10 protein-coding genes are annotated in these 14,359 nt (G+C 72.2%); 6 read left to right on the forward strand and 4 right to left on the reverse strand.

The genetic code is table 11. The features are described from left to right. Positions 1–529: 529 nt before the first annotated feature. The 3 genes from ACFY1H_RS13050 to ACFY1H_RS13060 are packed head-to-tail and all read left to right on the forward strand — an operon-like array spanning position 530 to position 6,138. On the forward strand, positions 530–2,098 hold the full coding sequence (locus ACFY1H_RS13050) for a DNA polymerase Y family protein (protein ID WP_386946877.1): 1,569 nt from the start codon (positions 530–532) through the stop codon (positions 2,096–2,098). Between the two features lie 59 nt (positions 2,099–2,157). Next, positions 2,158–5,502 (forward strand): error-prone DNA polymerase, encoded by a 3,345-nt coding sequence (locus ACFY1H_RS13055; protein WP_366575630.1) that lies wholly within the window; start codon positions 2,158–2,160, stop codon positions 5,500–5,502. A gap of 48 nt (positions 5,503–5,550) precedes the next feature. Then, positions 5,551–6,138: a pentapeptide repeat-containing protein gene (locus ACFY1H_RS13060; RefSeq protein WP_366575628.1), complete on the forward strand. Its 588-nt coding sequence runs from the start codon at positions 5,551–5,553 to the stop codon at positions 6,136–6,138. Positions 6,139–6,351: 213 nt separating this feature from the next. Here the strand turns inward: ACFY1H_RS13060 and ACFY1H_RS13065 are convergent, their stop codons facing one another. Then, a complete protein-coding gene (locus tag ACFY1H_RS13065) occupies positions 6,352–9,612 on the reverse strand; it encodes a glycohydrolase toxin TNT-related protein (protein ID WP_386946475.1) in 3,261 nt (1,086 codons plus the stop codon). A gap of 276 nt (positions 9,613–9,888) precedes the next feature. Here ACFY1H_RS13065 and ACFY1H_RS13070 point away from each other — a divergent pair, with 276 nt between their 5' ends. Further along, positions 9,889–10,746 carry a bifunctional methylenetetrahydrofolate dehydrogenase/methenyltetrahydrofolate cyclohydrolase gene (locus ACFY1H_RS13070; protein ID WP_386946476.1) on the forward strand — a complete coding sequence of 286 codons (858 nt, stop codon included), beginning with the start codon at positions 9,889–9,891 and terminating at the stop codon, positions 10,744–10,746. A gap of 2 nt (positions 10,747–10,748) precedes the next feature. After that, complete coding sequence (locus ACFY1H_RS13075) at positions 10,749–11,054, forward strand: DUF3017 domain-containing protein (RefSeq protein ID WP_386946478.1); 306 nt, start codon at positions 10,749–10,751, stop codon at positions 11,052–11,054. Between the two features lie 69 nt (positions 11,055–11,123). Here the strand turns inward: ACFY1H_RS13075 and ACFY1H_RS13080 are convergent, their stop codons facing one another. Then, positions 11,124–12,308: an MFS transporter gene (locus ACFY1H_RS13080; protein ID WP_366575621.1), complete on the reverse strand. Its 1,185-nt coding sequence runs from the start codon at positions 12,306–12,308 to the stop codon at positions 11,124–11,126. 194 nt (positions 12,309–12,502) lie between these two features. Further along, positions 12,503–12,826, reverse strand: coding sequence for a metalloregulator ArsR/SmtB family transcription factor (locus tag ACFY1H_RS13085; protein WP_366575619.1), 324 nt, complete (start codon positions 12,824–12,826; stop codon positions 12,503–12,505). A gap of 108 nt (positions 12,827–12,934) precedes the next feature. Between ACFY1H_RS13085 and ACFY1H_RS13090 the strand changes: the two genes are divergently transcribed. After that, positions 12,935–14,134 carry an MFS transporter gene (locus ACFY1H_RS13090; RefSeq protein ID WP_366575617.1) on the forward strand — a complete coding sequence of 400 codons (1,200 nt, stop codon included), beginning with the start codon at positions 12,935–12,937 and terminating at the stop codon, positions 14,132–14,134. Here ACFY1H_RS13090 and ACFY1H_RS13095 read toward each other — a convergent pair. Next, positions 14,131–14,313: a DUF1918 domain-containing protein gene (locus tag ACFY1H_RS13095; protein ID WP_220246197.1), complete on the reverse strand. Its 183-nt coding sequence runs from the start codon at positions 14,311–14,313 to the stop codon at positions 14,131–14,133. The two genes, ACFY1H_RS13090 and ACFY1H_RS13095, sit on opposite strands and share 4 nt — an antisense overlap. Positions 14,314–14,359: the final 46 nt, after the last annotated feature.

A 14,359-nucleotide genomic window follows, 5' to 3' on the forward strand; every position in this document is an offset into this window, starting at 1 on the left:
GTGCGAGGGTTGGCGGCGGACGGGGGAGCGCCGCCTGTGCTTCGCCACGTGGATTGCCGGGGCAGCGGCTTGGTCGCAGCGCCGGTTCCGTTCCGGGTTTCGCGTGGGATGGTCGCGCGAAGGTCGGCAGCGGTCGTGGCGGCGGTCTGGGGAGTGCCGCTTGTGCTTCGCTACGTGGATCGCTGGGGCAGCGGCTTGGTCGCAGCGCCGGTTCCGTTCCGGGCTTCGCGCGAGGTGGTCGCGCGAGAGCCGGCAACGGCCGCGGCGCCGAACTGGAGAGGACCGCCTGCGAGAGTTTCGCCGTTGTGCCGCGTGGGTCGGCCCCTCGGCGACGGCGTGCGCCGGGCGACGGCCGTGGGGCCGCAGCGACCGCGGGAGGCGGGGCGCGGGGATTCGAGGCGTGGTCCGCCGCAGCAGGTCAGGTGCAGAGCTGGGGAACTCGCGTGACATCCGTCCGCATCGGACAAATCGAGGTGGCCGGATGACCATCACCCGGGAACCACCCAGAACCGCCAACCTCCCCACCCGGATGCTCGTCCTGTGGTGCCCCGACTGGCCTGCCGTCGCGGCGGTGGCCGCGGTGGGTGCGCCGCTCACCAGGCCGGCGGCGGTGTTTCTCGCCAACCGGGTCGTGGCGTGTACGGCGGTGGCGCGCAGGAACGGCGTGCGGAGGGGGATGCGGCGGCGGGAGGCGGAGTCGAAGTGTCCCGAGCTGGGTGTGTTCGGCGTGGACGACGGGCGGGACGCGCGGCTGTTCGAGAACGTCGCGCGGGCCGTGGAGGAGCTGGTCGTCGGGCTGGAGGTGGTGCGGCCGGGGCTGATCGCGGTGCCCGTGGCGGGCGCGGCGGGCTACTTCGGCGGCGAGCACCCGCTCGCGGAGAAGCTGCTGGACCAGGTGGCCGCGGTGGCGGGCGTCGAATGCCAGGTCGGGGTGGCGGAAGGGCTGTTCGGGGCCACGATCGCGGCCCGGCACGGTGAGTTCGTGCCGCCCGGGGAAACCGCGCAGTTCCTCGCGCCCCTGCGTGTCGCCGAGCTGGACCAGCCCGACGTCGAGCGCAAGGAGCTCGTCGACCTGCTCACGCGCCTGGGCCTCAAGACGCTCGGGGCGTTCGCGGAGCTGACCGAACGCGACGTGATGTCCCGCTTCGCCCTCGACGGCGTGCTCGCTCACCGCCTGGCGCGCGGGCTGTCGGAGCGCCCGCCGCTGCGCCGCAAACCGCCGGCCGACCTCACGCTCACCGAGGAGTTCGACCCGGTGCTGGAGCGCATCGACGTCGCGGCGTTCCTCGCCAAGAACCTCGGCGCGCGGTTCCACGCGGCCCTCGCCGACCGCGGCCTGGCGTGCACGCGCCTCGGCATCTACGCCACCACCGAGGACGGCGAGCAGCTCGGCCGGGTCTGGCGCTGCGCGGAACCCCTGACGCCCCAAGGGGTCGCCGACCGCGTGCGCTGGCAGTTCGAGGGCTGGCTGAAGGGCAACCGGCCCACCTCGGGCGTCGCGCGGCTGCGGCTGGAGCCGGAGGAAACGGTCGAGGGCAAGTCCTTGCAGCTCGGCCTCTGGCACGGCGGCAACCGCAGCGAGGACGACGAGCTCACCACCGAACGCGCCGCCCGCGCCTTCGTGCGCGTGCAGGGCCTGCTCGGCCCCGAAGGCGTCGTCACCCCGATCCTCGACGGCGGTCGCGACCCCGCCGGCCGCGTCCGCCTCATCCCGTGGGGCGACCCGCGCGAGCCCGTCTCGCCGCCGGACGCCACATGGCCGGGCCGCCTGCCCGCGCCGTCACCCGCGACGGTGCTCGAACAACCCGTGCCGGTGCAGGTCGTCGACGAGCAGGGTGTGCCCGTCGGCATCACCAGCCGCAAGCAGCTCACGGCGCCGCCGTGCCGGCTGAGCGTGGCGGGCGGGCCGCCGCGGACGGTCCTCGACTGGGCCGGGCCGTGGCCTGTCGCGGCCAGCCGACGCGCGGCCACGCCGCAACAGGCCCGCCTGCAGCTGCTCCTGGCCGCCACCGGCCGCGACGACGCCGACGAAGCCGTGCTCGTCCTGTGCTCCGGCACCGAAAATCCTGTGTGGACAGTGGAAGGAATCTACGACTGATGGAAGAGAACACCAGCCTGCTCATCCCGAGCCCCCGCAAGTCGCCCGAAAACGACTAGATGGGCTGGAACAACCCGCCCGTCCCCTGGCAGGACCTCGCCCGCGCGCTGAGCGGTGACGGCGAAGTGCCGCCCGGCGACCACGGCGACAGCCCGGCGTGGGGCCGCAAACGCGACGTCTACCGCCGCCCCGCCGACGTGCTGCCGCCGCGCAGCGAGGTCGAGTCGGGGCCGCGCGTGCCGTACGCCGAGCTGCACTGCCACTCCAACTTCAGCTTCCTCGACGGCGCCAGCCACCCCGAGGAGCTCGTGGAGGAAGCCGCGCGGCTCGGCCTCGACGCCATCGCGCTCACCGACCACGACGGCATGTACGGCGTCGTCCGCTTCGCCGAAGCCGCGAAGGAGCTGGGCGTCGCCACGGTCTTCGGCACCGAGCTGAGCTTCGGCCTCTCCGCGCCGCAGAACGGCGTCGCCGACCCCGAAGGCGAGCACCTGCTCCTGCTCGCGCGCGGCGACGACGGCTATCGAAGCCTGTGCCGCGCCATCACCGCGGGCCAGCTGCGCGGCTACGACAGCACCGACACCTCAGACCAAGAGCACGCCGAAAAAGGTCGCCCCATCTACGACCTGCGGGCCGTCGCCGAGGAAGTCACCGGTCAGTGCGCCGTCCTCACCGGTTGTCGCAAAGGCTCCGTCCGGCAGGCGCTGCTGAACGAAGGACCGGCCGCCGCGGCCACTCAGCTGCGAAAACTCGTGGAGCTCTTCGGCCGCGACAACGTCTACGTCGAGCTCTTCGACCACGGCCAGCCCCTCGACAGCACCCACAACGACCTCCTCGCCGAGCTGGCGAACGACTTCGGCCTGCCCACCGTCGCCACCACCGCCGCGCACTACGCCCGCCCCGAACGCGGCCGGCTCGCCGACGCCGTCGCCGCGATCCGCGCGCGCCGCAGCATCGACGACCTCGAAGGCTGGCTACCCAGCGACGGCGCCGCCTTCCTGCGCTCCGGCACCGAAATGGCCGAGCGCTTCCGGCGATACCCCGGCGCCGTCCAACGCTCGGCGCTGCTGGGCGTCGAATGCTCGTTCAAGCTGGAGCTCCTCGCGCCCGAGCTGCCACCGTTCGACGTGCCCGAGGGCCACACCGAGACGACGTACCTGCGTGAGCTCACGATGAAGGGTGCCGAAGAGCGTTACCTCGGCAAGGAGGACGAAGCCGCCGGGTACGCCCAGATCGAGCACGAGCTGAAGATCATCGAAGACCTCGGCTTCCCCGGTTACTTCCTGATCGTCTGGGACATCGTGCGCTTCTGCCACGACAACACCATCCTCTGCCAGGGTCGCGGTTCGGCCGCCAACTCCGCCGTCTGCTACGCACTGGGCATCACCAAGGTCGACCCGGTGAAGTACAAGCTGCTCTTCGAACGCTTCCTCGCCCCCGACCGCGACGGTTACCCCGACATCGACCTCGACATCGAGTCCGACCGCCGTGAAGAGGCCATCCAGTACGTCTTCGCCAAACACGGCCGCCTCAACACCGCGCAGGTCGCCAACGTGATCACCTACCGCGCCCGCTCGGCGATCCGCGACGCCGCCCGCGCGCTCGGCTACTCACCCGGCCAGCAGGACGCGTGGAGCAAGCAGATCGACCGCTGGGGAGCGTTGCGCAGCACCGAAAAGGACCACGACCACGACATCCCCGACGACGTCGTGCAGCTCGCGTTCGCGCTCGAAGACTTTCCGCGCCACCTCGGGATCCACTCCGGCGGCATGGTGATCTGCCAGGAGCCGGTGAGCCAGGTCGTGCCCGTGGAGTGGGCGCGGATGGAGAACCGCAGCGTGGTGCAGTGGGAGAAGGAAGACTGCGCGGCGGCCGGGCTGGTGAAGTTCGACCTGCTGGGCCTGGGCATGTTGTCGGCGCTGCACTACATGCTCGACCTCGTCCAGGACTACAAGGCCGAGAAGATCGACCTGGCCGACCTGGATCTCAAGGACGCCAACATCTACAAAATGCTGTGCCGCGCCGACGCGATCGGCGTGTTCCAGGTGGAGAGCCGCGCGCAGCTGGCCACGCTGCCGCGGCTGCGGCCGGAGGAGTTCTACGACCTGGCCGTGGAGGTCGCGCTCATCCGACCCGGGCCGATCCAGGGCGGCTCGGTGCACCCGTACATCCGGCGCAAGCAGGGGCGCGAGGAGTGGGATTACGACCACCCGCTGCTCGCGAACGCGTTGCACAAGACCAAGGGCGTGCCGCTGTTCCAGGAACAGCTGATGCAGATCGCGCTCGACGTCGCGAACTTCACCGCCGCGGAGGCCGACCAGCTGCGCCACGCGATGGGGTCGAAGCGGTCCGAGCGGAAGATGGAGCTGCTGCGCCGGCGGTTCCTCGACGGCGCCACCGCCAACGGCCTGGAACCGGAGCTCGCGGAGAAGATCTTCCTGAAGCTCAAGGCGTTCGCGAACTTCGGCTTCCCGGAGAGCCACGCGCTGAGCTTCGCGTACCTGGTGTTCGCGAGCGCGTACTTCAAGTACTACCACCCGGACGCGTTCTGCGCGGGGCTGCTGCGCGCGCAGCCGATGGGGTTCTACTCGCCGCAGTCGCTGGTGGCCGACGCGCGGCGCCACGGCGTCACGGTGCTCGGCCCCGACATCAACCGCAGCCTGCCGCACGCGACGCTGGAACCGTTGCCGGACAAGGGAAAGCTGCGCGCGGTGCGCGGCGGTCTCGGCACCGTGCGGCTGATCGGCGACGAGCTGGCGGAGAAGATCGTGGCCGAACGGTCTCGCGGGGAGTTCGCGAGCATGTCCGACCTCGCCCGCCGCGTGCGGCTCACCGCGCCGCAGCTGGAGGCCCTCGCCACGGCCGGCGCGTTCAGCTGCTTCGGCGGCGACCGCCGACAGGCGCTGTGGTCCGCCGGCGCCGTCGCGCAGGACCGCCCGGAGAAGCTGCCGGGCACGGCTCCCGGCGTCGACGCGCCGACGCTGCCCGGCATGGACGAGCTCGACCTCGCCGCCGCCGACGTGTGGGCCACGGGCCTCTCGCCGGACAGCTACCCGACGGAGTTCGTGCGCGACCACCTCGACACCCTCGGCGTCGTCCCGGCGTCGCGCCTGCTCGACCAGCCCGACGGTGCCCGCGTCCTCGTCGGCGGTGCCGTCACGCACCGCCAGCGCCCCGCCACCGCCGGCGGCGTCACGTTCATCAACCTCGAGGACGAGACGGGCATGGTCAACATCGTCTGCACCCTCGGCCTCTGGCAACGCTTCCACCGCGTCGCGCGCACCAGCACCGCCCTGCTGGTCCGCGGCGTCGTCGAGAAGGCGGACGGCGTGGCGAGCGTGCGGGCCCAGAAGCTGGAGCCCCTGCCCCTGCGGATCACGGCGAAGTCGCGCGACTTCCGGTGACCAGGGCGCTGAGCCAGGCCCTCGGAAGCCGTGTGACATCCTGTCGAGGTGATCGAGACCGGTGAGGACTACCGCGACGCCGTGCTTTCCGGGCAGTGGTGGGAAAAGCGTCAGTTCACGGGCTGCGACTTCACCGAGGCCGACCTGCGTGACCTGCGCACGCGCGGCTGCACGTTCGACAACTGCGACTTCACCAAGGCCGACCTCGCCGGCTCACGCCACGACGCCTCGGCCTTCCGCAGCTGCACGTTCGACCGCGCGGTGCTCGCCGACAGCCGGTGGGCTTCGTGCTCGCTGCTCGGATCGTCCTTTGTAGACTGCCGGTTCCTCGGCATCGCGCTCACGGAGTGCGACCTGTCGCTGGCCTCGCTCGCCCGCGGCCGCCTGCGCAAGCTGCACCTGTCCGGCCTGCGCATGCGCGAGGTCAACCTCACCGAGGCCGACCTCACCGACACCGACCTGCGCGACTCCGACCTCACCGGCGCCCGCCTCCTCGGCGCCAAGCTCCCCGGCGCCGACCTGCGCGGCACCCGCCTCGACGCCAACGCCCTCGTGCAGGCCGACCTGCGCGGCGCCTACGTCGACGTCGAGACTGCCATCGGGTTCGCCGCCGCCCACGGCCTCATCGTCAAGTGAAACCGGGCGCCGGCCGCCGAGACGTGATGGGCCGATGCCCCCGGACGACGTGATCAGCGCCTACCAGGCGTTCTTCGCCGGCGAGCGGTGTCCCGGCGTGGACCCCGAAGTACTTCCCGGTCGGCGTCAAGCGCCGCTACGCCCGCGGCACGTGAAAGGGGCGGGACCCGAAGGCCCCGCCCCTTTTCGCAAGCAACTCAGTCCACAAGCGACTCAGTCGATCGGCGGTTCGCCCGGCTCGAGTTCGAGCAGGTCGCCCTCGGCGAGAAGTTCCTCGATCGACGCGGGCAGCAGGTAGGCCGAACCTCCGCCGGGCTGGTTGAACCACGGGATCGCGACGCCGGCGAGCGTCTCGAGCGGACGCTGCACGCGGTACACGTGGTACGGCCGGTTCACCCACTCCGGCACCAGCGAACGCTCCTCGAACGGCGTGCCCGCGGCGTAGGTCAGGTTGCCGTTCGGGCCGCCGAAGCGGTCGAGCTCGCTGCCCGCGGGCAGCTCCCGCATTTCCTTGCCGCGGAACAACGTCAGCGGCGGCTCGCCCGAGAGCGGCCCGATCGGCCACTGGTTGTTGCCGCCACCACCGGCGGCGGCGCGCGACGACCCGTTGGCCCGCGCCGGCTCCTCCCGGCGCGGCGGTGCGACGGGCGCACCAGGCCCGCCCGGCCCGCCGGGACCGGCCGGGCCACCGAGCCCGGGACCGCCAGGGCCACCAGGACCGCCAGGGCCACCAGGACCGCCGGGTCCACCAGGACCAGCAGGCCCACCAGGACCAGCAGGCCCACCGGGTCCACCCGGTCCGCCGACGGGAGCACCCGGCGGCACACCGGGCCCGGTCGGCAGACCCAGCCCGCCACCCACCGGGGGCGCGGGCGGCATCGGGGGCTCCCGGCGCTGCTGCATCGGCTGGACCGGCGGGGTCACCTGCGTCGGCGGCTGAACCGGCGGGGGCGGCGGGGCCTGCCGCTGCGGCGGCTCCTCGGCCTCCGGCTCGTCACCTAGCAGCTCCTCGGCCGGCGTGAACGCCGTCTGCTCCTGCGGCGGCACGGCCTCGCGTGGACGCACCGGGAACGACCCCGTCGCGACCTCCGGCGAAAGCGTCGCCACCACCGGCGGCTTCGGGGCCTCGGCGACGGGCTCGGGCGGCGGCGGGGGCGGCTGCTCCTCGGCCGGCTCGTGGCCGTCGGGGTGCAGCAGGACCTTGCCGAGCATGAACGCGGCGGCGTCGTCGGAGTCGCCGAAGACGGCGGGGTTGATCAGCTCGCCGTCGTACCAGCCGACGCGCCAGCCCTCGTCCACCTGCTCCACGGTCCAGCCGCGCTCGGTCGGCGTACCCAGCTGGTAAGCGGCGTCCGGCACGTCGAGCTCGTCGAGGCGCGTCTGCAGCTTCGCCAAAGCGGGTTCGGCCGGCAGCTCGCGACGCGGCCGCCTCGGCGGCTGCTGCGGCTGCCGCTGCGGGGCCTGCGGTTCGGCGGCCGGCTCCGGCCGGGCGCCGGCGCGCGGGGACACGGGCAGCTCGGGCACGGGCAGGACACCCGGCACACCCTCGTCGGGCGTGATCATCGCCGTCGGCGGGCCCGAGTCGAAGTCCGGCTCCCGGCCGGCGGGGGCGCCACCGTCGTGGGGCTGGTCGCCGTACTGGCCTTCGCCGTACGGCTGCTCGTCGTAGTGCTCGTCGTCCTCGTACTGCTCGTCCTGGTACTGGCCGGACTGGTCGTACTGGCCGTCTTCGAAGTGCGGGCCGTTCTCGAACGTCTGCGTGTTCTCGAGCGGCTGGCCACCCTCGAACGACTGGGCGTCCTCGTACTGCCCGGCGTTCTCGTACTGCTCAGCGTTCTCGTACTGTTCAGCGCTTTCGTACTGCTCGGAGCCGCGGTCAGCCGGGGCGTACAGCGCGGTGTGCTGCTCGGCCGGCTCTTCGTGGCGGGAAGGTTCGTGCCGCGAAGGTTCGTCGGTGTGGGTGAACAGCACCGGCTCTTCCTCGAGCGGCTGCTCGGTTCCCGCGGCGTCGACGGGCGCGTACAGCGCGGTCTGCTCGGCGTCCTCCTCGGGCGGGGCGGAGTTCGGATCGACCGGCGCGTACAGGGCCGTCCGCTGCTCCTCGCGCTGCGGCGGGGCGGCGTTGGGGTCGACTGGCGCGTACATCGCCGTGCGCTGCTGTTCCTCGTGCGCGGGCGGTGGGGAGTTCGGGTCCACCGGCGCGTACATCGCGGTCCGCTCGGCCACCGGCGTCGGGTTGTCGCCCCCGGCCCCGGCCCCGTTCGGCGGTGTGCCCGCGTTCGACCCGGCACCGTTGGACGCCTGGTCGTGGGCGGGTTCGAAGTCTGGGTGCTGCTGGTCCTCGAAGTGGTCTTCACCGGCGAAGCGGTCGCCGAACTCGTCGTAGTGCTCGTCCTGGTACTGCTCGTTCTCGAAGCCAGGACCGTCGTCGTGCTGCGGGCCGGACCCGTCGAAGACCTGCTCGAACGGCGGTTCGGCCGGCGCCTCCGGCTCGGCGGGCGGCGTGTGCACGGCCAGCGGCACGTCGACCGGCGCCGGCGGGGCGGCTTCGGGCGCCGGGGCCGGCGGCGCCTGGGCCACCGGGGGAGCGGGCGGCATGGGCGGCTGTGGCGGCTGCTGCTGTTGCGGCGGCGGACCCGGCCGCTGCTGCTGGCTGCCCCGCGTGAGGTATGCGGCGGCACCCTGCAGCGCGCCTTCGTCGACCTGCGGCAGCTGGAAGCCGTTGGACCGGATGTGCTCCACCAGGTCGGGCTCGGGCGAGACGCCGTACTGGCGCAGGTAGAAGTTCACGGCCGCGGGCCAGATCCACTGCCCGTCGCTGTGGAAGGCCACGGGCACGGTCGCCTCGGGCGTCTGCGCGAGTCGGTCGATGTCGTAGCCGCGATCCTGCACCACCACGGGCGCGTGGTCGAGGTAGTCGAGCAGGCGGTCCTGCTCGGAGACGTCGAGGTCGGGCCGGTTGATGACCGGGCGCCCGGCGGGGCCGATCGTGTCGAAGATCCGCGCGATGCGGAAGTGCGGGCCGGGCTGCTCGGGGCCGAGGCCGGACAGGCGCCGGATCAGCCACTCCGGCACGTTCTCCTCCGTACGGGGGAACATGCGCAGCTCGTCCTGGTACGCCTGGGGCGGCGGCGCGAGGTGCCAGGTGGGCTCCTCGCGGTTGTACTCGAGGTTGTAGCTGGACGGGTGGTCGAGCTGATAGCGCGCGTTGAACCACGTGCCGCGGCCGTCGCGGTACATACCCGCGCGCAGCCGGCCGAAGAGCGTCGCGATGTCGTGGGTGGCGACCCACTCCTGCCCGGTGCCGTCTTCGGTGCGGATCTCGCCCGTCAGCTCGTGGTACCTGCCGACGGCCCGGTACTCGACCGTGACCTTTCGCCAGTCGCGCGGTGCTGCGCGCAGCAGGGCGAGCCCGATCTGCTTGACCAGTGTGTCCTGCTCGGTCGCGTTCAGCTGCGTCGTCGGTTGTGCCACGGGAACATTTTGACTGTTCGCGCGCGCGAACGCACCCCGCATAGGTCTTTTGCCACTCAGGGACGGTCTGACCTCGGTCGACGCACGATGCTCAAGATCACACACCCGTGCGGGCTGGGACTGGGCTCCGGCGTTGGGGTGACCACGAGTCTACGTCCGGTGGCGCTGCGCGTCCGCTCGCGACGCGCCGGGCCGATCGGGTGGTGCGGTGACCACGCTGCGTGTGCGCCCCGGGCGAGGTCCGGGCGCGGGCGGTGCTTTGCGAGAATGGTCACCGTGACGGCGAAGATTCTGGACGGCAAGGCCACCAAGGACGCCATTTTCGCGGAGCTGCGCCCGCGGGTGGCCGCCCTCGCCGAGCGGGGCGTCGTCCCCGGGCTGGGCACGGTGCTGGTCGGCGACGACCCGGGCTCGCACTCGTACGTGAAGATGAAGCACGCGGACAGCGCGAAGATCGGCATCAACTCGATCCGCCGCGACCTGCCCGCCGACATCTCGCAGGAGAAGCTCGAGGCCGTCATCGACGACCTCAACGCCGACCCGACCTGCCACGGCTACATCGTGCAGCTGCCCCTGCCCAAGCACCTCGACGCCAACCGCGTCCTCGAGCGCATCGACCCCGACAAGGACGCCGACGGCCTCGCGCCCACGAGCCTCGGCCGCCTCGTCCTCGGCCAGCGCGGTCCGCTGCCGTGCACGCCGTACGGGATCGTCGAGCTGCTCCGCCGCCACGGCGTCGAGCTCAACGGCGCGCGCGTGACGGTGGTCGGCCGCGGCATCACCGTCGGCCGCACCATGGGCCTGCTGCTCACGCGCCGCAGCGAGAACTCCACCGTGACGCTGTGCCACACCGGCACCCGCGACCTCGCCGCCGAGGTCCGCCGCGCCGACATCGTCATCGCCGCCGCCGGTGTCCCCGGCATCATCAAGCCCGACATGGTGGCCCCCGGCGCGGCCGTGCTGGACGTCGGCGTCTCCCACGTCGACGGCAAGCTCACCGGCGACGTGGACCCGGGCGTGGCCGAGGTCGCGGGCTGGCTGTCCCCGAACCCGGGCGGCGTCGGCCCGATGACCCGCGCGATGCTCGTGTCGAACGTCGTCGAAGCCGCCGAGCGCGCGGTCGCGAGCCGGTGACCATGACCGCCGACCGGCCCCGCACGAAACGGTCGTGGACCGTCCACGTGCCATTCGGGCTGGTCATGCTGCTGCTGCTCGCCGCGGCGCTGCGGATCCTGCAGTACCACTGGCGCGAGGGCGCGGTGCTGGTCGGCGCGGCGCTGCTCGTGGGCGGGCTGCTGCGGCTGCTGCTGCCGGAGGACCGCGTCGGCTTGCTGGCGATCCGCGGCAAGGTCGTGGACATCGTCACCTACGCGGCGCTGTGCGCTGCCGTGTTGTACATCGCCTTCACGATCACCGGCGGTCCGTTCGACTCCACGCCCTGACGTTCCGTACGACAGCGGCCCCGCACCGGGTAGGTGCGGGGCCGCTGCTCATTTCTGCTCTGGTCCGGGTCACGAAGCCAGAGCGAGCTCCCGTTGCTCGGCCGCGCGGGCGTCGCGCCGGTCGAGCGAGCCGGAGACGGCGGCGATCGACAGCCCGAGCACGGCCAGCGTCGCGCCGACCCAGTTGGGCGCCACGAGGCCCAGACCACCGGCGATCACGAGACCGCCGAGGTACGCGCCGATCGAGTTCGCGATGTTGAACGCCGACTGCACGGCCGCCGACACCAGCGACGGAGTGCCGCCGGCCTTCTGCATGATCCGCGTCTGCATCATCGGGCCGATCATGAAGCCCGCGACCCCGACGAAGAAGATCGTGATGGCCGCGCCGACCTTCGACTGGGCCGTGAGCGTGAAGATCCCCAGCACCACGGCCAGCGACAGCATCGCCGCGTACAGCGAAGGCATCAGAGCGCGGTCCGCGAGCCGGCCGCCGAGGTAGTTGCCGACGGTCATGCCGACCCCGGCCAGCGACAGCAGCAGCGTCACGTCCGCGGGCGAGTAGCCGGCGACGTCGGTGAGCATCGGCGCGATGTAGGACATGCACGCGAACACCCCGCCGAGCCCGAACGTCACGATCGCCAGCGCCAGCCACACCTGCGGCCGGCGGAACGCGTCCAGCTCACCGCGTAGCGAAGCTTCGGCCGGCCGCCCCTGGTGCGGCACCAGCTTGGCGATCGCGGCTGCGGCGAACAGGCCGATCACCGCGACCACCCCGAACGTCGCCCGCCAGCCCACCTGCTGGCCCAGCAACGTCCCGAGCGGCACGCCGACGACGTTCGCCAGCGTCAGCCCCATGAACATCATCGACACGGCCTTCGCGCGGTCACCCGGCTTCACCAGGCTCGAGGCGACCACCGCGCCGGCGCCGAAGAACGCGCCGTGCGGCAGGCCGGCGAGGAAGCGGAACGCGATGCCGAAACCCTGGTTCGGCGACAGCGCGAACAGGGCGTTGCCCAGCGTGAACAGGCCCATCATCGCGAGCAGCATGGTCTTGCGCGGCAGCCGCACGGCCACCGCGGTCAGCAGCGGGGCGCCGATCACGACGCCGAGCGCGTAGGCGGAGATGAAGTAGCCGGCGGTGGGGATGTCGATGTGGAAGTCCGCGGCGGCCTGGGGCAGCACACCCATCATCACGAACTCGGTGGTCCCGATGCCGAAGGCACCGATGGCGAGCGCGAGCAACGCGACGGGCACGGCTCTCCTTCCTTGAGAAATCGATTACTCAGCCCGGGGGAGACCCCGTTCTGAAGCGCTTTAGACGAAGGGCAAAAAACAAGACAGCCGTGTGCGGCCCCGACGCCGTCGTGCTGTCTGCAACCCAGTTCAACCGATGGGGTGGGGGTTTGTCATCCCGGTATCCGGGTGAGGCTCTTCACGTAGCGCGACCGTCAGCGGCGCGCGGCGAGCACTCCGTCGAGAAGGCCCGGGGCCAGCTCGTCAAGATCGTTGCGGCGCAAGGAGTTGAACCGCGTCGTGCCTTCCTGCCGGCCGGCGATCACGCCCGCGGCGCGCAGGATGCCGAGGTGGTGCGTGAGTGTGGACTTGGTCACCGGCACCTCGAGCCCGCCGCACGACACCTCGGCCTCGGTCCGGGCCAGCTGGCGCACGATCGCCAGGCGCACCGGGTCGGCGAGGGCGCGCAGCACGGCCTCGACGGTCATCTCGTCGCGCTCGGGGTGGACGAGCGGAGTCAGGTGCGCGGTGGCGGGCATGCGTCCATAGTACGACGTGCCTCGAAATTGTCAGGCCCGCGGTGTACGGTCGTCATCGAACTACGACGTTCGTCGAACCAATCCCGTTCACCTCTTGGGGGCACCACCATGTCCAGCGTCTCCACCACCGGGCGCTCGCGGAACGCCGTGCTGGCGTTCGGGGCCTTCGGGGTCGGCACCAGCGGCTACATCGTCGCCGGGCTGCTGCCGTCGCTCGTCTCGGAGCTGCACGTGTCGGCCACCGCTGCCGCGCAGCTCGTCACGTCGTTCGCCATCGCGTACGCGATCGGCTCGCCGCTGTTCGCCGCCGTCACCGGGCGCTGGGAGCGCCGGACGCTCCTGGTGGCCGCGCTCGTCGTCACCGGTCTCGGCAACCTGTTCGCCGCCGTCGCGCCGGGGTACACGACGCTGCTTCTCGCGCGGGTTGTCACGGCCGTCGGCGCCGCCGTCTTCACCCCGGCTGCCAGTGCCGTGGCCGCGGAGCTGACCACGCCGGAGCGCCGCGGCCGCGCGGTCGCGATGGTGTTCGGCGGGCTCACGGTCGCGTTGATCTTCGGGGTGCCGCTGGGCAGCCTGGTCTCCCAGCAGTGGGACTACCAGGCCGCGTTCCTGCTCGTCGGTGTGCTGTCGCTGGCCGGCGCGGTCGCGGTGCGAGTCGTGCTGCCGCGGGTCGCACCGCCGCCCGCGGTGCGGCTGGCCGAGCGTTTCGCGGTGGCGCGCGACAAGCGCGTGGTCGCGCTGCTCGTCACGACGGTGCTCGCGTGCCTCGGCGCGTTCATGGTCTACACGCTCTCGTCGCCGCTGCTCGCCGCGACGGCCGGCGTCACCGGTGGCACCGTCACGGTGCTGTTGTTCTGCTACGGCATCGGCGGCGCCCTGGGCAACTACCTCGGCGGCCGCGCGGCCGACCGGTGGGGTGCACGCGTGCCGGTGCTCCTGGTGCTGGGCGCGATGACCGTCGTGCTGGCGCTGCTGCCGTTCACGTCGGTGACCGTGGCCGGCGCGGGCGTGACCTTCTTCGTGTGGGGCACGATCACCTGGGCGATCAACCCGCCGATGCAGCACCGGCTCATCGAGCTGTCACCCGGGCACGCCGGTCTGGCCCTCTCGCTCAACGCGTCGGCGATCTACCTCGGCGTCGGGCTCTCCGGCATCGTCGGCGGCGCGGTGCTGACGTCGGCCGGGCCGACAGTGCTGCCGGAGATCGCCGCGGTGCTCAGCGCCGTCGCGATCGCGGTGATGGTGTTCTTCTGGGAGACCCGCCGCACTCGTCGCGTGGCGGCCCGGGAAGAAGTGGCCGTCGGCTAGTCGGTGACAATCTCGCAGTCGGGCCCGGGGTACAGCAGTGCTTCGTGCCCGTCGGCGAACCGCACGACGTACGGCGGTGAGCCGTCCGGGCCGCGCACCTCGAGGATCTCGGCGCGCTGCTCGGCGGCCCCCACCGTGCGGCCGTGGACCTGGATCTCGTCTCCTACCGTCGCGTGCATGGGGTTTCACCTCCGCCGTTCAGGGTAGGAGCGCCTCGCGGCCGCG

Origin of the sequence: Amycolatopsis sp. NPDC001319, assembly GCF_042896185.1 — a bacterium.
Classification (GTDB): Bacteria; Actinomycetota; Actinomycetes; order Mycobacteriales; family Pseudonocardiaceae; genus Amycolatopsis.